20 protein-coding genes are annotated in these 21,393 nt (G+C 33.7%); 10 read left to right on the plus strand and 10 right to left on the minus strand.

Features of this window, described 5'->3' with window-relative positions; genetic code table 11:
- Positions 1 to 85: 85 nt before the first annotated feature.
- The 6 genes from ACMDB5_RS01050 (at position 86) to ACMDB5_RS01075 (ending at position 7,003) form a co-directional block, all read left to right on the plus strand.
- Positions 86 to 1,192, plus strand: a complete 1,107-nt coding sequence (locus ACMDB5_RS01050) for a glycosyltransferase (protein WP_413999191.1) — start codon at positions 86 to 88, stop codon at positions 1,190 to 1,192.
- Positions 1,183 to 1,734 carry an RNA polymerase sigma factor gene (locus tag ACMDB5_RS01055; RefSeq protein ID WP_413999192.1) on the plus strand — a complete coding sequence of 184 codons (552 nt, stop codon included), beginning with the start codon at positions 1,183 to 1,185 and terminating at the stop codon, positions 1,732 to 1,734. Before ACMDB5_RS01050 ends, ACMDB5_RS01055 begins: the two co-directional genes overlap by 10 nt.
- Before the next feature lie 179 nt (positions 1,735 to 1,913).
- Positions 1,914 to 2,726: an energy transducer TonB gene (locus ACMDB5_RS01060; RefSeq protein WP_413999193.1), complete on the plus strand. Its 813-nt coding sequence runs from the start codon at positions 1,914 to 1,916 to the stop codon at positions 2,724 to 2,726.
- A 188-nt stretch (positions 2,727 to 2,914) separates the two neighbouring features.
- The gene (gene lipA, locus ACMDB5_RS01065; RefSeq protein ID WP_413999194.1) at positions 2,915 to 3,784 is read left to right on the plus strand and encodes a lipoyl synthase; all 870 of its coding nucleotides are present in this window, start codon (positions 2,915 to 2,917) and stop codon (positions 3,782 to 3,784) included.
- A 30-nt stretch (positions 3,785 to 3,814) separates the two neighbouring features.
- Positions 3,815 to 4,819, plus strand: coding sequence for a type I glyceraldehyde-3-phosphate dehydrogenase (gene gap / locus ACMDB5_RS01070; RefSeq protein WP_413999195.1), 1,005 nt, complete (start codon positions 3,815 to 3,817; stop codon positions 4,817 to 4,819).
- An 18-nt stretch (positions 4,820 to 4,837) separates the two neighbouring features.
- Positions 4,838 to 7,003 carry an ATP-binding protein gene (locus ACMDB5_RS01075; RefSeq protein ID WP_413999196.1) on the plus strand — a complete coding sequence of 722 codons (2,166 nt, stop codon included), beginning with the start codon at positions 4,838 to 4,840 and terminating at the stop codon, positions 7,001 to 7,003.
- Here the strand turns inward: ACMDB5_RS01075 and ACMDB5_RS01080 are convergent.
- The gene (locus ACMDB5_RS01080; protein WP_413999197.1) at positions 7,000 to 7,812 is read right to left on the minus strand and encodes a purine-nucleoside phosphorylase; all 813 of its coding nucleotides are present in this window, start codon (positions 7,810 to 7,812) and stop codon (positions 7,000 to 7,002) included. The two genes, ACMDB5_RS01075 and ACMDB5_RS01080, sit on opposite strands and share 4 nt — an antisense overlap.
- Positions 7,784 to 8,809 (minus strand): tetraacyldisaccharide 4'-kinase, encoded by a 1,026-nt coding sequence (gene lpxK, locus ACMDB5_RS01085; RefSeq protein ID WP_413999198.1) that lies wholly within the window; start codon positions 8,807 to 8,809, stop codon positions 7,784 to 7,786. Before lpxK ends, ACMDB5_RS01080 begins: the two co-directional genes overlap by 29 nt.
- 105 nt (positions 8,810 to 8,914) lie before the next feature.
- On the opposite strand from lpxK, the gene ACMDB5_RS01090 reads away from it, so the two are divergent.
- The 4 genes from ACMDB5_RS01090 to rluF all read left to right on the plus strand — a co-directional run bounded on the left by ACMDB5_RS01090 (position 8,915) and on the right by rluF (position 12,633).
- The gene (locus ACMDB5_RS01090) at positions 8,915 to 10,009 is read left to right on the plus strand and encodes a Nif3-like dinuclear metal center hexameric protein (protein ID WP_413999199.1); all 1,095 of its coding nucleotides are present in this window, start codon (positions 8,915 to 8,917) and stop codon (positions 10,007 to 10,009) included.
- A gap of 3 nt (positions 10,010 to 10,012) precedes the next feature.
- Positions 10,013 to 10,792: a zinc ribbon domain-containing protein gene (locus tag ACMDB5_RS01095; protein WP_413999200.1), complete on the plus strand. Its 780-nt coding sequence runs from the start codon at positions 10,013 to 10,015 to the stop codon at positions 10,790 to 10,792.
- A 38-nt stretch (positions 10,793 to 10,830) separates the two neighbouring features.
- Positions 10,831 to 11,673 carry an alpha/beta fold hydrolase gene (locus ACMDB5_RS01100; RefSeq protein ID WP_413999201.1) on the plus strand — a complete coding sequence of 281 codons (843 nt, stop codon included), beginning with the start codon at positions 10,831 to 10,833 and terminating at the stop codon, positions 11,671 to 11,673.
- 144 nt (positions 11,674 to 11,817) lie between these two features.
- On the plus strand, positions 11,818 to 12,633 hold the full coding sequence (gene rluF / locus ACMDB5_RS01105) for a 23S rRNA pseudouridine(2604) synthase RluF (RefSeq protein WP_413999202.1): 816 nt from the start codon (positions 11,818 to 11,820) through the stop codon (positions 12,631 to 12,633).
- Between the two features lie 117 nt (positions 12,634 to 12,750).
- On the opposite strand, the gene ACMDB5_RS01110 is transcribed toward rluF, so the two are convergent.
- The 8 genes from ACMDB5_RS01110 to argS form a co-directional block, all read right to left on the minus strand.
- On the minus strand, positions 12,751 to 14,133 hold the full coding sequence (locus tag ACMDB5_RS01110; protein WP_413999203.1) for a DUF4173 domain-containing protein: 1,383 nt from the start codon (positions 14,131 to 14,133) through the stop codon (positions 12,751 to 12,753).
- Between the two features lie 56 nt (positions 14,134 to 14,189).
- Complete coding sequence (locus tag ACMDB5_RS01115; protein WP_413999204.1) at positions 14,190 to 14,483, minus strand: winged helix-turn-helix domain-containing protein; 294 nt, start codon at positions 14,481 to 14,483, stop codon at positions 14,190 to 14,192.
- Positions 14,484 to 14,486: 3 nt separating this feature from the next.
- The gene (locus tag ACMDB5_RS01120; RefSeq protein ID WP_413999205.1) at positions 14,487 to 15,101 is read right to left on the minus strand and encodes a hypothetical protein; all 615 of its coding nucleotides are present in this window, start codon (positions 15,099 to 15,101) and stop codon (positions 14,487 to 14,489) included.
- A 130-nt stretch (positions 15,102 to 15,231) separates the two neighbouring features.
- The gene (locus ACMDB5_RS01125; RefSeq protein ID WP_413999206.1) at positions 15,232 to 16,158 is read right to left on the minus strand and encodes a magnesium transporter CorA family protein; all 927 of its coding nucleotides are present in this window, start codon (positions 16,156 to 16,158) and stop codon (positions 15,232 to 15,234) included.
- Positions 16,159 to 16,375: 217 nt separating this feature from the next.
- Positions 16,376 to 16,783 carry a DUF1801 domain-containing protein gene (locus ACMDB5_RS01130; RefSeq protein WP_413999207.1) on the minus strand — a complete coding sequence of 136 codons (408 nt, stop codon included), beginning with the start codon at positions 16,781 to 16,783 and terminating at the stop codon, positions 16,376 to 16,378.
- Between the two features lie 44 nt (positions 16,784 to 16,827).
- Complete coding sequence (locus tag ACMDB5_RS01135; RefSeq protein ID WP_413999208.1) at positions 16,828 to 17,718, minus strand: bifunctional 5,10-methylenetetrahydrofolate dehydrogenase/5,10-methenyltetrahydrofolate cyclohydrolase; 891 nt, start codon at positions 17,716 to 17,718, stop codon at positions 16,828 to 16,830.
- 164 nt (positions 17,719 to 17,882) lie between these two features.
- Positions 17,883 to 19,232: a signal recognition particle protein gene (gene ffh / locus ACMDB5_RS01140; protein ID WP_413999209.1), complete on the minus strand. Its 1,350-nt coding sequence runs from the start codon at positions 19,230 to 19,232 to the stop codon at positions 17,883 to 17,885.
- Between the two features lie 150 nt (positions 19,233 to 19,382).
- Positions 19,383 to 21,161 carry an arginine--tRNA ligase gene (argS, locus tag ACMDB5_RS01145; RefSeq protein WP_413999210.1) on the minus strand — a complete coding sequence of 593 codons (1,779 nt, stop codon included), beginning with the start codon at positions 21,159 to 21,161 and terminating at the stop codon, positions 19,383 to 19,385.
- Positions 21,162 to 21,393: the final 232 nt, after the last annotated feature.

A 21,393-nucleotide genomic window follows, 5' to 3' on the forward strand; every position in this document is an offset into this window, starting at 1 on the left:
TTCTTTTAAAATTCACAATTTATAATTTATATTCCATAATTCAATTCATACCTTTGCAGCCGATTTAATAACACATAAAACTCAAATGCTTATACTGATTCTTTACTTTTTCATTGCAGTTATTGCAATTCAACTTGGTTATTATTTAGGCGTTTTCGGGAAATTTGCTTTCGCGAAAGCACAAAAAATAACGCCCAAAAGAATTCCGATTTCTGTTATTGTTTGTGCCAAAAACGAAGAAGAGAATGTTGTAAAATTCATCCCGTTACTTGCCGAACAAGACTATCCTGATTTTGAAATAGTCTTGATAGACGATGCTTCGAGTGACACTACTTTAGAGATTTTTGAAGGCTTTGAAAAACAATACCCCAACATCCGCTTAGTTAAAGTCAAAAACAACGAAGCCTTTTGGGGGAAAAAAAAATACGCTTTAACTTTGGGAATAAAGGCAGCGAAAAAAGAATATTTACTATTTACTGACGCTGATTGTTATCCTACTTCAAAAGAATGGATTACAGCAATGAGTTCTCAATTTACCATGCAAAAAACAATAGTTTTAGGCTATGGTGGCTATGAAAAAATAGCAAATTCGTTTCTTAACAAATTAATTCGTTTCGAGACCTTGCTTACCGCAATTCAATATTTTTCATGGGCAAAAATAGGACATCCTTATATGGGTGTGGGCCGAAATATGGCTTACAAAAAAGAAGTATTTTTTAATGTTAATGGATTTATAAACCACATACAGGTTCGTTCCGGAGACGATGATTTATTCATCAATGAAGCTTCCGAATCAAAAAATACCGCGGTTTCATTTACCCCTGAAAGCTTTACCTATTCAAAACCCAAAACAAAATACAAAGATTGGATTACCCAAAAAAGAAGGCATGTTGCTACGGCAAGTCATTATAAAACTTTTGACAAAATACAATTAGTTACTTTTTATTGCTCTCAATTGCTATTTTTATTACTTCCTATCATATTATTGTCTTTTCAATTTCAATGGATATTAGTATTAAGTTTAATAGCTACCCGATATTTGTTCGTTTGGATTGTGATAGGATTTTCTGCAGCGAAACTTAAAGAAAATGACCTAAAATACTGGTTTCCTATAGTAGAATTAATCCTTATATACATGCAAATCAATATCTTTATAAAAAACACATTCTCAAAACCGGTAAATTGGAAATAAACGATCAAATAGAAAAAGCAAAAAAAGGTGACCAAACCGCCTTTACCTTTCTATTAAATTTTTATTGGAATGAAGTCTATGGCTTCATGCTAAAACGCACTGAAAACGAAACAAATGCGGAGGATATTACTATCGAAACATTCTCAAAAGCCTTTGATAAAATAGCGACATACAATCCTGAATTTCAATTCAACACTTGGTTAATCAGTATTGCAAAAAATGTACATATTGATTTACTGCGAAAAAAGAGGTCGAGTCTTTTTGTAGAAATCACAGACAAAGAAGATCAAAAAGCCTACGATATTGCTGACACTACTCCGTCAGCAGAAGACGAATTGATTACAGAACAAAACCTTTCGCAATTATTACAATACATAAAGGAATTAAAACCACATTATCAAGAAGTGATTCAATTGCGGTATTTCCAAGAAATGAGTTATCAGGAAATCGCTAACAAAATTGACGAACCCTTGAGCAATGTAAAAATCAAATTACTTCGCGCCAAAAAATTACTGGCAGAGATCATTCAAAACAAACGATAATATCACTTATTTAAACTTTTAGTTAAAAAAACTCAATAAAACTACAATACTGTTTTATTGAGTTTTTTATTTTTAAATAATTAACAATTTAGACAATAATTTTCTTACTATTTACGTTGTTAAATTTAACACCATTCGTTCATGATTTAATTAGTATCTAACCATTAAATCCATACATCATGTCAAAATCAAGCCTCTACGAAACCAACTGGATTAATCTAGTTTTCGAAAACAGAAACAAAAAATATGGAGCGTATCAATTGCGTCAGGAAAGCACCAGAACTTCCATATTTGCACTTTTTATGGGTTTACTGCTATGCTCTTCCTTAATGAGCATCCCTAGAATTTTGAGCTATTTTAATGTTGAAAAAAACATTCCTGTAACAATTCCCAAAATCGATCAAATTATACATATTGTCAATATTGCCCCAAACGCAATTAAAAAAACGATTCTCCCTAAAGCAACTCAGCAAAAATCTTTAGATATAACGACTAAAAAACAGTTAATTAATCCAATAATCGTAAAACCCAATGAAGCCACCCAAGATATCGCCAAGAACATTGAGAACACAGTAGCAACAGACCAAAACAATGGAGGCTCGGATACTATAGGAATCAGTTCAACCGGTTCAGGAACAGGAACAGACATTTCAAAGGCTACAGATTATGGAAATACCGTTGTAACGACTAATGCCTTAGATAAACTGCCCGAATTTCCAGGCGGTATTAATAAATTCTACACTTACATCAGTCGAAAATTCGAAAGTCCTGAAATAGATGAAATAAAAACCATTCGTATTTTTGTTTCTTTTGTAGTAGAAAAAGATGGTAGAATGACCGATATTCAAGTAAAAAACAATCCCGGTTACGGATTAGAAAAAGAAGCTATTCGTGTTTTAAAATCCTTAAAAACCAAATGGAGTCCCGGAATAATTGATTCAAAACCAGTGCGAACAGCTTATAACCTACCCATTACCGTCCAAATGAACTAATTAGATTTTACAAAAAAAGTGAGCTTGTTTAAAATTAAAATACTTAATTTTAAACAAGCTCAAATAATAAACTCGCAGTTTTGAATATTACAACTCTTTTTTTACAACAAATCTATACTGAACCTTAGGAAGCTAAATACCTAATTTTAAATCAACATTCCTTATCTTTGCGCATTGAAAATTGATTTATGGAAACTGTTTTAGAAAATACTTTACCTGTTGGAAAACCGAAATGGTTGAAGGTAAAACTCCCGATAGGGCAAAAATATACGGAACTACGTGGTTTAGTTGATAAATATAGCTTAAATACAATTTGCACATCAGGAAGCTGTCCTAATATGGGAGAATGCTGGGGCGAAGGCACGGCTACTTTTATGATTTTAGGAAATGTATGCACCCGTTCTTGTGGTTTTTGTGGTGTAAAAACCGGCAGACCGGAAACGGTAGACTGGGATGAGCCAGAAAAAGTGGCGCGTTCGATAAAAATCATGAACATCAAGCATGCGGTAATTACGAGTGTAGACAGAGATGATTTAAAAGATGGCGGTTCTATTATTTGGATAGAAACCGTAAAAGCCATTCGCCGAATGAATCCTAACACGACCTTAGAAACCTTGATACCTGATTTTCAAGGAATCGAAAGAAACATTGACCGCATTGTAGAGGCTAATCCCGAAGTGGTTTCGCATAATATGGAAACCGTGCGCAGATTGACCCGTGAAGTGCGTATTCAGGCAAAATACGACCGTAGTTTGGAAGTCTTAAGATACCTTAAAGAAAAAGGAATCAACAGAACCAAATCTGGAATCATGTTGGGTCTTGGTGAGCAAGAAGAAGAAGTTTTCCAAACCATGAGAGATTTACGTGATGCCAATGTAGATGTAGTTACTATAGGACAATATTTGCAACCGAGTAAAAAACATTTACCCGTTAAGGAATTCATAACCCCTGAACAATTTGCTAAATATGAAAAATACGGCCAAGAATTAGGATTCCGTCATGTAGAAAGTGGTCCATTAGTGCGCTCTTCATACAAAGCACAAAAGCATATTTTATAATTATTTCAAAAATTGAATGCCGACTTTTAAATGAATAAAAAAACAAGAATTGCTATAAATGGTTTTGGAAGAATTGGTCGAAATGTATTCCGACTGCTTTTAAACCATCCCTCCATTGAAGTTATTGCCATAAATGACATTGCCGATAAAAAGACAATGGCTCATTTATTGAAATACGACAGTATTCACGGCGTTTTACCTTATGCTGTAAGTGCCGATGAGAAAGGAATTCTTGTCGACGGAAAACAGTATCTTTTTTTCCACGAAAAAAACATTTCAAACTTAGATTGGAAAAGCATCGACATCGATTATGTCATTGAATCAACGGGAAAACATAAAACTTTTGAAGAATTAAACGCCCATATTATTTCTGGTGCCAAAAAAGTAATTCTCTCGGCTCCCTCAGAAATTGAAACTATAAAAACCGTTGTTTTAGGTGTAAACGAATCCATTCTTGACGGAACCGAAACCATCATATCGAATGCTAGTTGTACAACAAACAACGCAGCACCAATGATGAAAATAATAAACGAACTTTGCGGCATACAACAAGCTTACATAACAACTATTCACTCATTTACCACTGATCAGAGTTTGCACGATCAGCCTCATAAAGATTTACGCAGAGCTCGTGGCGCAAGCCAGTCAATTGTTCCTACAACAACCGGAGCTGCTAAAGCATTGACTAAAATTTTCCCTGAATTAGACAGAAAAATAGGTGGCTGTGGTATTAGGGTTCCCGTACCAAATGGTTCATTGACAGACATTACTTTTAATGTAAAACGCGACGTAACCATTAACGAAATAAACGAAGCCTTTAAACTTGCGGCACAAACTAATTTAAAAGGAATTTTAGATTATACCGAAGACCCAATTGTTTCTGTAGATATAATTGGCAACAGAAATTCTTGTGTTTTTGATGCACAATTGACTTCTGTTATTGACCGAATGGTAAAAGTTGTTGGCTGGTATGACAACGAAATTGGCTACTCATCTAGAATAATTGATTTAATAATGCTTACAAAGAAAGATTAATCAAAACCAAACCTTAAAATGAAATATTTTTTCATTTTTATCTTTTTTAATTCTTTTCTGTATTCTCAAAATACCGAGAAAATAGACAGCATTGCCTATTATGACAATCTTTCTAATTACAATATCAAAATAAACAAATACAAAGACGCTCTTTTTTTTACCCAAAAAGCCATTGTTTTTTGCCAAGCCAATCAAAAAACACAAGACCAAGCCAATCAAACTTATAACTTGGGCAAAATTTATTATGGCCTGCAAAAGTACAATGACGCAATTGAGAACTTTTCTGAAAGTATCACTTTGTTCGAAACCCTAGCTCCTTCTTCTGTATATGCTGAAGCTTATTATTATCTTGGGGTTTCTCATATCCGAAAAGAAAATTATAACTCGGCAGCGATTTGTTTGGAAAAAGCTCAGTCAATTTTTAACAAATTAAAAATTACTGATTATAACGAGTTACTCTACCTTCAAAAAGCGATTATTTATGAATCTAGAGGAAATTACGACTTAGCATCCAGCATATTTAAAACAATAATTGCAAAACATGAAAGTGACTCACAATTAGATCTAAAAGCAGAAGCATTATATCGAATTGGGCTAATCGAAAAGAAAAATAATCGAAATAATCTTGCCTTAAATTACCTCAACAAGGCCTTAGAATTAAATAATAAAACTGAAAATTTAGAACAAAAATCAGGCATTCTACTTGCTTTAAGTAGCGTTTATGAAAAAATGTTAGATAAGAGTAATGCTTATTCTTATTTGAAATTGCATTTAAATTTAAAGGAAAATATTTCAATTGCAAATAATGAAAAACTAGGAATAGACGATTACGAAAGCTTTAAAGAATCACAGCTGATAAAAAAAACAGCACAAATTAACAAACAAGAAAAAGAAAAGGAAAAAGAAAACAAGTTCTCTAAGCTTATCAACATTCTGGCTATAGCTTTAATTTCTATTTTATCCTTATTGAGTTTGTCACTTTACAAGAATAATATTATCCGAAACAGATCGAATCTATTATTAACCGAAAAAAATAATGAGCTAATTGCCGCAAAAGAAAAAGCTGAAAAAGCATCACAGGCAAGATCCGAATTTTTATCAACAGTTAGCCACGAACTTAGAACCCCATTAAATGCCATAAATGGGATTACGCATTTGTTATTAGAAGAAAAGCCAAAAAAGTCCCAACTACACTATTTATCTTCCTTACAATTTTCAGGGAATTACCTGACTACTTTCATCAATGATATTCTTGAAATCAACAAAATAGAATCTGATAAAATAGAAATCGAGAACATCAATTTCGATCTGAAAAAACTGCTAAAAGACATAAAAAAATCTTTAAAAGAAGTTGCATTAAAAAACAACAACCATTTTAATCTAATTATGGATGATGACATTCCCGATATTTTGAATGGTGATCCAACCAAATTATCGCAAATAGTCATGAATTTGATTAATAATGCATTAAAATTTACCAAAAACGGAAAAGTCACTATTATTGCTAAACTTCTGTCAATGGAAGATGATACTGCAAGAATAAGTTTCGAAATAGTTGATACCGGCATCGGCATACCCAAAGACAAATTAGAAAGTGTTTTTGAAAGTTTTTCGCAAGGCTCGATAGAAATTAATCGAAAATATGGCGGAACCGGACTAGGACTAACCATTGTAAATAAACTGGTCAATATTCTTGGCGGACAAATAAAACTTGAAAGTATTGAGGGGAAAGGCGCTAGTTTTTCATTCGATTTACCCTTTCAAATAAAGGAGCTTCAATTACCGATTGAGAAAAAGCTAAAAGTTTATGATGAATCCATTTTTGAAAACAAAAATATATTAGTCGTCGAAGACAACAAAATAAATCAAATGATCGCCAAAAAAATGGTCGAAAACAAAGGAATGATTTGTGAGATCATTGGAAGCGGAGAAGAAGCCATTGAAATCGTTAGAAACAAAAAATTTGATTTAATTCTGATGGACGTCCATTTACCGGGAATAAATGGAACCGTAGCCACGAAAAACATCAGGGAATTCGACTCCATCACACCTATCATTGCAATCACCGCGATTTCATTGGATGAAAACAGAGAAATGCTTTTATCATTTGGGATGAATGATGTAATTACAAAGCCATTTGCTCCCGCAGATTTCTATGATACGATAGCTCAAAACCTTAGTTAATAACTCAAAATCAAATTTTTAATCAACTCCCTAACTCTAGGTTCCGCATTTTGAGCCGCCTCCAAAACTTCATCGTGAGAAATGGAATCTATATTATCTTCATCGCCAATATCTGTGATTACAGAAACACCAAAGGTTTCCAAATCCATGTGTCGCGCCACAATAACCTCTGCCACGGTTGACATGCCAACGCAATCAGCACCCAATATTCGGACCATTCTGTATTCTGCCAAGGTTTCAAAACTAGGTCCTTGCAAACCAAAATAAATACCATCTTTAACTTCAATATTTAAACTTTTAGCCAATTCTTTGGCTTTGACAATCATTTTTCTAGAATAAGGTTCACTCATATTTACGAAACGAGGACCAAATCGTTCGTCATTTTTTCCACGCAAAGGATGCTCTGGCGAAAAATTAATATGATCTTTGATAATAACTATTTCTCCCAACTTATAATCCGGATTTACACCACCCGAAGCATTAGAAACAATTAATTTTTCGACACCCAAATATTTCAATACACGCACCGGAAAAGTAACTTCACTTATAGAATAGCCTTCATAATAATGAAAACGTCCCTGCATGGCAACCACTTTTTTATCTCCGATGGTTCCAAAAACTAAAGCTCCTTTATGTCCCTGAACTGTCGAAACCGGAAAATTTGGAATTTCATTATAAGGCAAAGTAAATTCTACTTGAATATCATCTGTAAAACTACCCAAGCCGGAACCCAAAATAATTCCGTATTCTGGGGTAAAATTATTTTTAGCTTTGATATAACTAACGGTTTCTTGTACTTGTTCCCACATAATTTGTAATTGTTTTTCTAAACTCTTCATCTCCTCTGAGAAATTTACTTTTTATTGGCAAATAAAAAAGTTGATCACTTGGTACACTTCCTTTTAATCGCACATAATCTTTCTCGGTAGTAATGATAATTTTGTTTAACGATTTATTTTTAATTTCTAAAATGTCTTTATCGGTGAAATTATGATGATCCGGAAAAGTTAAACAATCCTCCTTTTCAGCCTTTAAATAATCAAAAAAAGGTTCCGGTTTAGCAATTCCGGCCAAAAGCAACTTATCAGCAGCTTCAATATCGCTCACTTTTAATGTCTTTCCCTCCGAATAAATAAGCTCGTCATATTCAATAGTTGTGAAATACAACTCTTGATTCTTGTTGATTTTTAATTCCGACTTAATTCTATTTTGCGCATCAACCGAAAGATCCGAAGGGCATTTTGTAACAATAATTACTTTAGCTCTTTCGGCACCGCTTCTGCTTTCGCGAAGATTTCCGGTGGGCAACATAAAATCATCCGAAAACAAATCACCATACGAGGTCAAAAGAATATAAAATCCGGCTTTCACTTTCCTATGCTGAAAAGCATCATCTAGCAAAATCACTTCCGGCTTATCTGTTTGTGCCAATAATTGCTCTATTCCGTTTTTCCTATTGGCATCAACTGCAACTTTTATATTGGGAAACTTTTGAAAATATTGAAACGGTTCGTCTCCCAGAATTAACGCATTCGAACTGGCATCTGCCAAAATAAATCCCTCGGATTGTCTTTTATAACCACGACTTAAAGTAGCCACTTTGTATTTATCAGAAAGCAATCGAATCAAATATTCAATTTGGGGTGTTTTTCCTGTACCGCCAACGCTTAGATTTCCAACTGCAATTACAGGCAAATCAAAAGCATATGATTTTAAAATTCCTTTATCAAAAAGAAAATTACGAATACTCGTTATCAAACCATACAAAACGGCAAAAGGAAAGAGCATTTTTCTAAGTAAATTCATAATACGAAAGTAGAATAAATTATCTTTGAATTGAAATCAAAAGTGTATTTGTTGATTTGGTTATTGTTTGTTCAAAAACCAAATGATTAAAAAATTCCCAATCAGATGAAAATAAAAGAAATCCTTTCTGTACTAGAAGAAATGGCTCCTCTGGCCTATGCCGAAGATTTTGATAATGTAGGTTTATTAGTAGGAGACCAAAATGCTGAAGCAACCGGAGTTTTAGTTTGCCATGATGCTCTTGAAAACGTAATTAACGAAGCTATTACTAAACAATGTAATTTGGTCGTTTGCTTTCACCCTATTTTATTTTCAGGTTTAAAAAAAATTACAGGAAAAAATTATGTGGAGCGTGCTATAATAAAAGCCATCAAAAACGATATTGCCATTTATGCCGTGCATACGGCTTTAGACAATCATCAGGACGGTGTCAATAAAATATTTTGCGACGCTCTTGGTTTAATGAATACCAAAATCCTAATTCCGAAGCAAAATTTCATTCGGAAACTAATCACTTATACTATTGCTGAAAATGCCGAAAAAGTACGAAATGCTCTTTTTGACGCTGGCGCCGGAAACATAGGCAATTATGAAGACTGTAGTTTCAACTCTAAAGGAATTGGAACTTATATGGGCAATGAGCACAGCAATCCGCAATTAGGAGAACGATTCGAATTTGTAGAAAGCGAAGAAATAAAAATTGAAGTAACCTTCGAGAAACATTTGGAAACAAAAATCTTGAAAGCCCTTTTCAGTCATCATGTTTATGAAGAAGTGGCTTATGAAATTTATGATTTGCAAAACCAACATCAAAATATTGGTTTAGGGATGATTGGCGAATTTGAAACTCCGTTGAATGAAACCGATTTCTTGTCGCTCGTTAAAGACAAAATGCAATCGGATGGTATTCGTCATTCTGCTTTTATAGGAAAACCTATAAAAAAAGTGGCCGTTCTTGGCGGATCCGGAAGTTATGCCATAAAAAACGCGATTATGGCCGGAGCAGATGCGTTTTTGACCGCTGATTTGAAGTACCACCAGTTTTATGAAGCCGAAAACCAACTTTTATTGGCCGATATTGGACATTTTGAAAGCGAACGCTATACAAAAAATTATATTGTTGATTATCTTCGGAAAAAAATCCTTAATTTTGCAATCATTTTATCTGAAGAAAATACAAATCCAGTTAAGTACTTATAGAATATGGCGAATACGAAAGAATTAAGTGTTGAGGACAAGTTAAGAGCAATCTACGATTTACAATTGATTGACTCTAGAATTGACGAAATTAGAAATGTAAGAGGTGAACTTCCTCTTGAAGTGGAAGATCTTGAAGATGAAGTTGCTGGTCTAAGCACCCGTTCTGAAAAATTGAAAAGTGAACTTGAAGTAATCGAGGATCTTATCAAAGCAAAAAAGAATGCAATTGATGAGCACAAAGAAGCTATCAAAAAATACACAAAACAACAGGAAACTGTTCGTAACAATAGAGAATTCAACTCTTTGACTAAAGAAGTTGAGTTTCAAGAGCTTGAAATTCAATTAGCTGAAAAGCAAATGAAAGAAATGAAAGCTTCTATTGAACACAAGAAAGAGATCATCGCTCAATCTAAAGAAAGATTAGAAACAAAATCTAATCACTTAAAACATAAAAAGCTAGAATTAGACGCTATCATGTCTGAGACTGCCAAAGAAGAAGAATTTTTAACAGAAAAATCTGTTGAGTTCCAAGGTCAAATTGAAGACAGACTAATGGCAGCTTACACCAGAATTAGATCTAGCGTTCGCAATGGTTTAGCGGTAGTTTCTATCGAAAGAGGAGCTTCAGCCGGATCATTTTTCACTATTCCGCCACAAACACAAGTGGAAATTGCTTCTAGAAAGAAAATCATCATCGATGAGCATTCAGGAAGAATATTAGTTGACAGCGTACTTGCCGATGAAGAAAGAGAAAAAATGGAAAATTTATTTTCTAAATTTTAATTATATTTAAGTCCCGATAAACATCGGGACTTTTTTTTATGAAAAAATCAATCTATTTCGTTTTCACCAAGTCCGTCGGCTTATACATTAACTTTTTGAGCTTTGTATTTCCTGAAAAAGCAACACAACTTGCCTACTCTCTTTTTAGCGAACCTAGAAAAGGCAAATTATCCAAAGCTAATTTCCCCAAAGTCTTGCAAGGAGCCGAGAACGAAACATTCCAACACAATGAACACTCTTTTCAAACTTACACTTGGAAAGGAAATGATAAAACTATTTTATTGGTTCATGGCTGGGAGAGCAATGCCTCTCGATGGGAAAACATCTTACCCTATCTACAAAAATCAGGCAGTACAATTATTGCCATAGACGGTCCGGCACACGGTTTATCAAGCGGCAAAGAATTCAACATTCCGCAATATGCCGAATTTATAGATATCGTGGTACAAAAATTCAAACCACAATACCTTATAGGGCATTCATTAGGCGGAAAAACCTGTTTGTATTACCAATCCGTTTACCAAAACAACAGTCTTGAAAAAATGGTTATTCTGGGATCACCAAGCGATTTCAAAATCATCCTTGACAACTACATTCGCTTATTGAGTTTGAACTCTAAAATCTCCAAGGGTCTGGAAGCGCATTATTTAACGCATTTCAAACTGGAATTGGAACATTTCTCCGGAAAACGCTTTGCTTCAAAAATAAAAACAAAAGGATTTATCGCACACGATATTGACGATGCCGTTGTACTATTTGAAGAAGGAAAAAAAATAGCCAGCACTTGGGAAGACGCCATTTTCTTTGAAACCAAAGGTTTAGGCCACAGCATGCATGATGACGAATTATACAAAAGAGTTTCCGAATTTTTGTTTGAGTAATTTCATCCAATTCAAATCTTGAAACCGCAAGATTGACTTCAAAAAAAGGTTTTACACCTCTGTGCAAACATTTATCTAATTATCCAATTATCTTATTTTCCAATTATCCCATTTTCTAATTCTCAAATTGCTTACTTTTGCAGTATGGAAGAAAATCTAAAACGCCTCAATAAATTCATAGGAGAAACGGGCTATTGTTCCCGTCGTGAAGCCGATAAACTAATCGAAGAAGGACGCGTAACCATTAACGGAATTGTTCCGGAAATGGGAACCAAAGTAACTCCCGATGATGAAGTGCGCATTGACGGTAAATTGATTCGAGAAAAAACAGAAAAACCGGTTTATCTTGCTTTCAACAAACCTGCAGGAATTGAATGTACGACCAATCTAGAAGTCCGAAACAACATTGTGGATTATATCAATTACCCAAAACGTATTTTCCCAATTGGCCGTTTAGACAAAGCCAGCGAAGGATTGATTTTCATGACCAATGATGGCGATATTGTCAACAAAATATTGCGCGCCAGAAACAACCACGAAAAAGAATATACCGTAACGGTAAACAAACCTATAACGGATCGTTTTATAGAAAGAATGGGAAATGGAGTACCTATTCTGGATACAATTACCAAAAAATGCAAGGTAGAACAAATCTCTAAATACATTTTCAAAATTATCCTAACACAAGGCTTAAATCGCCAAATTCGTAGGATGGCTGAGTACTTAGGCTACGAAGTTACCGCTTTGAAACGTATTCGAATCATCAATATTTCACTAGATATTCCGGTGGGTAGATACCGTGATTTGACCGATGCCGAAATCAAAGAACTGAACGAACTAATAGAACCTTCGAGCAAAACGGAAGAAGCAAGTTTACCCAAAACAGAACCTATCGTAAAAAGAAGAACGGAATTCATCAAAAGAGACGATCCGAGATTTAAGAAAAGAGGGGATTATTAAATTTTATTCCTTGAATAATTAACTAATCGTAAGCTAAAAATTAGCTTCAAACCGTCTTAAATCAATATTATAAATTACAGAAAAACCCAAGACTTTCGCCTTGGGTTTGATTCTTAATTATTTCAAATCTACTGTTTCATAGTACAGCACTTTGGATAAAAAATCAGCATTTTTATATTCGAATAATTCATCGGCTTTAGAATTTTTTGGTTCAACTTTTTGAAGTTCTTCCGGATACAATCCATAAAATAGTGTATCATTAAAATTTAATTCTTCCAGAAAAGCTTTCTCATTCCCTTTTCTCACAGCCAGATTGTATTTAGTAATTAGATTCCCCCAATTGACATAACTACATAGGAGTATCAATGCATAAAAATACCATAGCATTTGGTTGAATAGATAGGCATTGGTTTTTTGCTTTGCTATTTTAAGAAAAGAATAAAATAATCCGACACTCGCCAATACTAAAAACGCAAACACTCCTAGCCTTTTATAAGTCAAACCATAGTAAGAAACATATTCGGTGTTTTTAATAATAGTGCTCAAGATCAACAAAGCATTTAAAAGAATCCAAACTTTAGCTAGACGCTTCAAGTTTTGTGCTTTTTGATCAAAATTAAAGCCATTTTTAAAATAAAAAAGAAGCACCCCAACCGCCATAATGATTGAAAAAATCACGGCATTTACTCGTTCATGGGTAGCGCTACTTAATTTTGAAAGCTGTACCTCTTCAAAAAATTGTTCGTAATTATAGGTTACAATAAAAACCAACAATAAAACATTTAAAAGTAACAAAGTGATTTCGCCACTTTTACGTTCAAAATCAATTTCTAAAAAAGAAAATGTTCTATTAAGTCCGTTTTTTTCATTTTCAGAAAAGTCATTTTGCAATCTTAAATTGGCTTCTACACAAATATCCGGAACCCAATAATTCCAAAAAGTAAATGACAGATAGAATCCTAAAATCGATATTAATAACAAGGGAAACAAATCAATATCTAAAGTATAATCGGTAAAAAAGGATGAGAAATGATTACTTCCAAAAGAATAAACTACAGTAAACAAACTTAAAAACACCACTGGAATCAAGACATAAGCAATCACTATTTTAGCCCAATTGCTATTTAGTTTCTTTTCAGGCAACCATTGGCTAAAAACAAAAATCCGAATAACCGAAGCCATTCCATTAATAAAAACCAGCGGAATAGACTGCACTATTTTGAGTTCTTTATTTTGCACTCTGAATTGCAAGAAAACCAGCGATAGAAATAAAGCCAGGAAAGACACAAAATCGCCATACCAGGCAAATGCCAAACAGGATACAAACGAAGTTGTAAACAATAGCTTATTAGTAGTATCATTAATTATACTTTCGGAATTGTAAGCTATTAAACCTAAGACAACTAATCCAAAAATAGCCAGATTCAAACCTACTGTCTCTTTATAAAATAGCAATGTAAAAACAAGGCTACTAACTAAAATTAAATGGTGTTTTTTCATGATTTTAAAATTTAAAAGTACTTTGCATTTCAAAGTAAATAGTTAAAAAAAAGGAGTTATTTAGAATTGATTAATTTTTCAAGATAATTTAGATGATCCTTAAATGCCAATCGGCCAATATTAGTAACACGATAAGAAGTCTTGGGCTTTTTACCCACAAACTCTTTCTTAATTTCAATATATTCTGATTTTTCTAAAGCCGAAGAATGACTCGCTAAGTTACCATCGGTAATATTTAATAAGGTTTTCATTTCGGTAAAATCTACCCAATCGTTTACGATTAGGACTGACATAATACCTAAGCGTACACGACTTTCGAAATTTTTATTTAATTTATCAATAATTCCCATGAACTATCTGTATTTTTTAAAAAGAAGCAAGCCATAAAAAATATGCAAAACCCCAAATCCTAACATCCAAAAAACAAAACCACTTCCTAGAAAAAATAATGCCAAAATCCCTAATACTACCTCGGATAATCCTAAATATTTGATATCCGAAAAAGTATATTTTTCCGCATTGATTAAAGCCAAGCCATAAAAAACAAGTGTGACTGGAGCAACCAATATGAACAAATTTTGATAAATCAACGCAACGCAGAAAAACCCTCCAGTTACCAGCGGTATCATTAAACTCATTAATAACTTTTTAGTAGAACTGGTCCAAATAGCTAAATTATTTTGCCTACTTTTTCTAACAGTAAACAATACTCCAAAAAACAAAGCCACCAACAAGATTAAAACTGCAACAATACTTAGTTGTAAGATTAAATCAAAGCTATATTGTTTTGATTCTCCATCAAAATAATGAATTCCATTATCTTCTAACAATTTGAAGGCATAACCACCTCCAATTAAAGCCGTAATTCCGGCAAAAACGCCGGACAAACCGCTTAAAGAAATAAATCTGGAAGAACGCTCCATCATGGAACGAATATGTAACAAATCTTCTTGATGCTTTTCACTCATAAATAAAGTACTTTGTATTACAAAGTTAATTTAAAAAATTATAAAAACAAAAATTATTTTTATTCTCACTCAACATCTTAAAAATTGACTATTATCAAATAAAAAAAATCAATTTTTGAAACGCTTTTTTTTAGAACCATCTTTTTCTTTTGAATAAAAACACACCTAAAGCGGATAAAACAATCGAGAAAAATAGCACTATCAATAAACCAAATGGGTTATTCTGTAATGTATTCGGGACATTCATACCGTAGAAACTGGCAATAACGGTAGGAATCATCAAAATGATGGAAATAGACGTCATCTGTTTCATAATATTATTCATATTATTAGAAATAACAGAAGCGTACGCATCCATTGTTCCGGTAAGGATATCACTGTAAATATTAGTCGTTTCCTGGGCTTGACGCAATTCGATTTCTACATCTTCTAATAAATCGAAGTCAAAATTCACTCTTTGCGACTTAATATTCTTAATTCGATGCAATAGAATATCATTCCCTTTCAAGGAAGTCATAAAGAACACCAAGCATTTCTCTATTTGAAGCAAAGCCTGCAATTCTTCATTTTTGATTGATTTCTCCAAATTATCTTCGGCCAATCTAATTTTTTGGTTGACTTGTTTTAAGTATTTCAAATACCAAACACTAGAAGACAATAACAATCGGAGTACCAAATCAAAATTATCTTTGATATCAATTCCTTTTTTTTGAGTATAAGTCACAAAATCTGTAAGCATTTCTGTTTTATGAAAACTCAAAGTAACACAAACTTCCCCTTTGAAAACAATCCCAACAGGAATTGTATGAAAAGGCAGTTTCACATCGTTACTTTTAACAGGAATACGCATAATGATTAAGTACCAGCCGTTTTCTATCTCAATACGGGGTCTTTCATCAATATCTTCTATGTCGTTGTAAAATGCTTCGGGAATTTGAAGCTCATCAAGTAAGTATGTTTTTTCGGCTTCTGTCGGACATTCTATATTTATCCAACAATTAGGAAACCATTCTTGCACAGCAATTAATCCGTTATTGTTTTTGTAAAAAGCTTTCATTTCAAAAAATTCTATAGGTTTAAGGTATAGCATTCTGAAATTACTTCGATTGCTATAATTAGTTCAACATTTCCGAATAATAATCGTCCATTTTAAGATTCTCTTTTTTAGTGGTGTAAAAGTATTCTTTATTTCTTATTCTATACCAATTTGGAAAAATTTTTGAGAAATTTTAATCTGAAACAATCCAAAACTATTTCACTTGAAACCAAAAAGCTTATTGTATCCTTCTTCGTCTGGCTTTGACGATTTGCTCATCAATCAAAATAGCTTCATGGATTTTTTGTTTCAAAAACGAAACATCAATCTCATTTACAGAAGTGAACATTTGTTTAGAAATAAATTGAGTAGTTTCAAAAGTTTCATCTAAAAAAGAAGCTCCTTTACAAAAACCAATTGCCACGCCTTTTTCTACTTTTCCCCAAGGAACAGAGGTCGGCCAAATATAACAAATCCGAGAATGACGGTAATAAAAAGGGACATTATAAGCTAATTTCTCTTTGTGATCAACTACACATTCCAGAATAATTTTACGTAGAAAAAGAACTATTTCCAGTTCATCTTCAGGTAAATAATCAAAAAACTCTTCTAAAGATTTAAATTGTACTCCCTGTGAATTTCCCATATATAAAAAAAGCCTATTCAATTGAATAGGCTTGGTGTTTATTATTATTCTTGAATTTTCAAAATTTTCATTTCTCTTGCTAAAAGTGTATTTTTCAGCAACATTGCGATAGTCATAGGCCCTACTCCTCCGGGAACCGGTGTAATGAAGCTTGCTTTCTTACTAACATTTTCAAAATCAACATCTCCTGTTATCACATAACCTTTGTCATTTGATTCATCAGTAACTCTGGTAATACCCACGTCAATCACAACAACGCCATCCTTAACCATTTCGGCTTTTAGATAATTAGGAACGCCAAGAGCCGTGATTATAATATCGGCTTGGGTTGTTATTTGGGCAATATTTTTAGTGTAACTGTGCGTTAATGTAACTGTAGAGTTTCCAGGAAAACCTTTTCTTCCCATCAAAATACTCATTGGTCTTCCCACAATGTGGCTACGACCAATAACTACAGTATGCTTTCCTTTTGTTTCTACATCATATCTTTCTAATAATTCTAGAATTCCAAAAGGCGTAGCAGGAATAAAAGTACTCATATCCAAAGCCATTTTCCCAAAGTTCTCCGGATGAAACCCATCAACATCTTTGCTAGGATCAACAGCCATTAATACTTTTTGCTCGTCAATTTGTTCCGGAAGAGGCAATTGAACGATGAATCCATCAATATTAGGATCTTCATTCAACTCTTTTATCTTTTTCAACAATTCCGTTTCAGACGTTGTGCTTGGCATTTTTACCAAAGTAGATTCGAAACCTACTCTTTCACATGCCTTCACCTTACTTCCTACATAAGTCAAACTAGCACCATCATTACCTACGATTATTGCTGCTAAATGAGGCACTTTCTCCCCATTGTTTTTCATCTTTTGTACTTCGGCTGCGATTTCATTTTTAATGTCCTCCGCTGTTTTTTTTCCGTCTAGTAGTTGCATTTTAATTTAGTTTAAAGCCTAAAAATCTAAAGTTTAAGGTTCTTGTTGAAACCAAAAAGCAAAAAATTTTATAACCGAATAATTATATGTTGTGATTGTTGTTCTATCTAAAATTTAAGGTTTAAAGCTCCATTAACTTGGAACCTTAAACCCTAAAAATAAAATTATCTCATTCCTGGCATACCGCCTTTCATTCCACCCATCATCTTCATCAGATTTTTACCTCCTGGACCTTGCATCATTTTCATCATCTTACTCATTTGCTCAAACTGTTTCATCAATTGATTGACTTGTTCAATTTTTGTCCCGGACCCTTTGGCTATTCTTGCTTTTCGTTTAACATCTATGATTGCTGGTTTAGATCTTTCTACCGGAGTCATCGAGTGAATGATTGCCTCGATATGTTTGAAAGCATCGTCTTCGATCTCTACATCTTTCATTGCTTTAGAAGCACCTGGTATCATTCCAACCAAATCTTTCATATTACCCATTTTCTTCACTTGCTGAATTTGGGATAAGAAATCGTCAAAACCAAATTCATTCTTGGCGATTTTCTTTTGTATTTTTCTAGCTTCTTCTTCGTCAAACTGCTCCTGCGCTCTTTCTACCAAAGACACAACATCTCCCATTCCAAGGATACGCTCAGCCATACGAACTGGATAGAATACATCAATAGCTTCCATTTTCTCACCTGTTCCAACAAATTTAATCGGTTTATTTACTACCGATTTAATCGAAAGAGCAGCTCCTCCACGAGTATCTCCATCTAATTTAGTAAGGATTACACCGTCAAAATTTAAAATATCGTTGAATGCTTTTGCAGTATTTACAGCATCTTGTCCTGTCATAGCATCCACAACAAACAAAGTTTCTTGCGGCTGAATGGCTTTATGTACGCGAGAAATCTCATCCATCATCTCCTGATCTACTGCCAAACGACCCGCCGTATCGACAATAACTACATTAAAACCATTTGCTTTTGCATGTTTGATGGCGTTTTGAGCAATTTCAACAGGATTTTTATTTTCTGGTTCTGAGTAAACCTCAACACCAATTGAATCTCCTACAACATATAATTGTTGGATTGCCGCCGGACGATAGATATCACAAGCAACCAAAAGCGGTTTTTTATTCTTTTTTGTCAAAAGATAATTAGCCAGTTTTCCTGAGAAAGTAGTTTTCCCGGAACCTTGCAAACCTGACATCAAGATAACTGTTGGCGTACCGGAAAGATTAATTCCTGCTACATCTCCACCCATTAATTCGGTAAGTTCGTCTTTAACTAACTTCACCAATAACTGACCTGGTTGAAGTGTCGTTAATACGTCTTGTCCAATTGCTTTTTCTTTAACTCTTGTGGTAAAATCTTTGGCAATTTTAAAATTCACATCGGCATCAAGTAAAGCTCTACGAACCTCTTTTAGAGTATCGGCAACGTTTACTTCGGTGATTTTTCCGTGACCTTTTAATATATGGAAGGCTTTATCTAGTTTATCGCTTAAATTATCGAACATGGTTTATTTTTTTATTGAAATGCAAAGATAAACTAATTAGATAATTAGGCAATTAGATATTTAGATAATTGAGGTCTCAAACTCAAGTTTATTTTAACAAAAAAAACGACTTCAATACGAAGTCGTTTTTAAGGTTTTAAATTTTATTTTTTACATTCGCTCAGGAACATTTATACCCAATAATTTGAATGAAGATGCTATTGTATCGGCTACCTTTTTAGAAAGTTGCACTCTGAATATTTTCTTATTTAAATCATCTTCCCCAAGAATAGGAACAGCCTGATAGAATGAATTGTACTCACGAACTAAATCGTAAGTAAAGTTTGCTAGCAAAGCTGGACTATGATGTTGTGCCGCATTTTGAATCACCTCAGGAAATAACTCAAGTTGTTTAACCAATTCTTTCTCTTTTTCGTGAAGTGTCACCATCGCAGAATTAGCCGAAAAATCAAAATTAGCCTTACGGATAATTGATTGAATTCTGGCATAAGTATATTGAATAAACGGCCCCGTATTTCCGGCAAAATCAACTGATTCTTCCGGATTAAACAAGATGCGTTTCTTAGGATCTACCTTCAAAATGTAATATTTCAAGGCTCCAAGACCTATCGTATTGTATAGCTTCGCTTTTTCCTCGGCAGAATAGCTTTCTAGTTTCCCTAAATCTTCGGCAATATTTTGAGCTGTATCGGCCATTTCCTGCATCAAATCATCGGCATCAACAACAGTTCCTTCACGGCTTTTCATTTTCCCGGAAGGCAAATCTACCATTCCGTATGATAAATGGAATAAGTTTTTAGACCATTCAAAACCTAATTTTTTCAAGATTAAGAATAACACTTTAAAATGATAATCCTGTTCGTTACCCACGGTATAAACCATTCCGCCCACATCAGGATAATCTTTTACACGCTGAATAGCGGTACCAATATCCTGTGTCATATAAACGGCAGTTCCATCAGAACGAAGCACAATTTTACGATCTAAACCTTCATCGGTTAAATCAATCCAAACCGAACCATCGGGATCTTTTTCGAAAACTCCTTTTTCTAAACCGATTTGAACAACATCTTTTCCTAATAAATAGGTATTGCTTTCATAATAAAAGGCGTCAAAATCTACTCCCAGATTTTTATAGCTAATGGCAAAACCATCGTAAACCCATTGGTTCATCATTTTCCAAAGCGCTTTTACCTCTTCATCACCAGCTTCCCATTTCAAAAGCATTTCTTGAGCTTCTAAAATAATTGGCACTTGTTTTTTGGCTTCTTCTTCGGTTTTCCCTTCGCTCATTAATTGAGCTATTTCTTCTTTATAGGCTTTATCAAAAGCCACATAATAATTCCCGACTAATTTATCTCCTTTTAAACCAGTTGATTCTGGAGTTTGCCCGTTACCAAATTTCTGCCAAGCCAACATCGACTTGCAAATATGAATTCCCCTATCATTTATGATTTGGGTTTTGTATACTTTTTTTCCAGAAGCCTTAATTATTTCGGCAACAGCATAACCTAAAAGATTATTACGAACATGTCCTAAATGCAGTGGCTTATTTGTATTTGGCGAAGAATATTCAACCATTACCGCTTTGTCATCTGGGTTTGGCGTTACAAAACCAAACTTAGCATCCTCTTTAATTTCATTAAAGAAATTTAAATAATATTCGTCCGAAATAACAATATTCAAAAAACCGGAAACAACATTAAAACGGCTTACTTCAGCAACATTTTCTACTAAATAATTCCCGATTTTATTTCCCAATTCTACCGGATTGCTTTTAACCACTTTCAATAAGGGAAAAATCACCATGGTGATATCACCTTCAAATTCTTTCCGTGTCGCCTGAAATTCAACTTTGTCAATTGCAATGTCAAATAAAGCTTGGACCGCTTTTTCAATGGAGGGCGTAAGAATTTGTGATAATGTCATTTTATGTATTTTTTAAGATGCCAAAGATAGGTATAATGTGGCAATTTGAAAATTTGAAAACAAGATAATTTCCCACTCACAATGAGAAACTTATCTAATTCACAGTTACAATTCAGTATTTTTTTTATAAAAATTTGTAACATTTTTTTCATTTAGAAGTCTATTAAGGCAACATTAGCAATTACATCTATCAAAAAATAGATATTTGTAAAAAATAGTACTATGCAATACA

The sequence above is a fragment of the Flavobacterium sp. W1B genome, assembly GCF_047344965.1.
GTDB lineage: Bacteria > Bacteroidota > Bacteroidia > Flavobacteriales > Flavobacteriaceae > Flavobacterium.

Coding starts and splice junctions, on each gene's coding strand:
- ACMDB5_RS01120 (WP_413999205.1), bottom strand. CDS start 15,101: ATGAGTGAAAAGCATCAAGAAGATTTGTTACATATTCGTTCCATGATG.
- ACMDB5_RS01125 (WP_413999206.1), bottom strand. CDS start 16,158: ATGAAAGCTTTTTACAAAAACAATAACGGATTAATTGCTGTGCAAGAA.
- lpxK (WP_413999198.1), bottom strand. CDS start 8,809: ATGAATTTACTTAGAAAAATGCTCTTTCCTTTTGCCGTTTTGTATGGT.
- ACMDB5_RS01110 (WP_413999203.1), bottom strand. CDS start 14,133: ATGAAAAAACACCATTTAATTTTAGTTAGTAGCCTTGTTTTTACATTG.
- ACMDB5_RS01060 (WP_413999193.1), top strand. CDS start 1,914: ATGTCAAAATCAAGCCTCTACGAAACCAACTGGATTAATCTAGTTTTC.
- ACMDB5_RS01130 (WP_413999207.1), bottom strand. CDS start 16,783: ATGGGAAATTCACAGGGAGTACAATTTAAATCTTTAGAAGAGTTTTTT.
- ACMDB5_RS01090 (WP_413999199.1), top strand. CDS start 8,915: ATGAAAATAAAAGAAATCCTTTCTGTACTAGAAGAAATGGCTCCTCTG.
- ACMDB5_RS01100 (WP_413999201.1), top strand. CDS start 10,831: ATGAAAAAATCAATCTATTTCGTTTTCACCAAGTCCGTCGGCTTATAC.
- rluF (WP_413999202.1), top strand. CDS start 11,818: ATGGAAGAAAATCTAAAACGCCTCAATAAATTCATAGGAGAAACGGGC.
- gap (WP_413999195.1), top strand. CDS start 3,815: ATGAATAAAAAAACAAGAATTGCTATAAATGGTTTTGGAAGAATTGGT.
- ffh (WP_413999209.1), bottom strand. CDS start 19,232: ATGTTCGATAATTTAAGCGATAAACTAGATAAAGCCTTCCATATATTA.
- argS (WP_413999210.1), bottom strand. CDS start 21,161: ATGACATTATCACAAATTCTTACGCCCTCCATTGAAAAAGCGGTCCAA.
- ACMDB5_RS01050 (WP_413999191.1), top strand. CDS start 86: ATGCTTATACTGATTCTTTACTTTTTCATTGCAGTTATTGCAATTCAA.
- ACMDB5_RS01115 (WP_413999204.1), bottom strand. CDS start 14,483: ATGGGAATTATTGATAAATTAAATAAAAATTTCGAAAGTCGTGTACGC.
- ACMDB5_RS01135 (WP_413999208.1), bottom strand. CDS start 17,718: ATGCAACTACTAGACGGAAAAAAAACAGCGGAGGACATTAAAAATGAA.
- ACMDB5_RS01080 (WP_413999197.1), bottom strand. CDS start 7,812: ATGTGGGAACAAGTACAAGAAACCGTTAGTTATATCAAAGCTAAAAAT.
- lipA (WP_413999194.1), top strand. CDS start 2,915: ATGGAAACTGTTTTAGAAAATACTTTACCTGTTGGAAAACCGAAATGG.
- ACMDB5_RS01095 (WP_413999200.1), top strand. CDS start 10,013: ATGGCGAATACGAAAGAATTAAGTGTTGAGGACAAGTTAAGAGCAATC.
- ACMDB5_RS01075 (WP_413999196.1), top strand. CDS start 4,838: ATGAAATATTTTTTCATTTTTATCTTTTTTAATTCTTTTCTGTATTCT.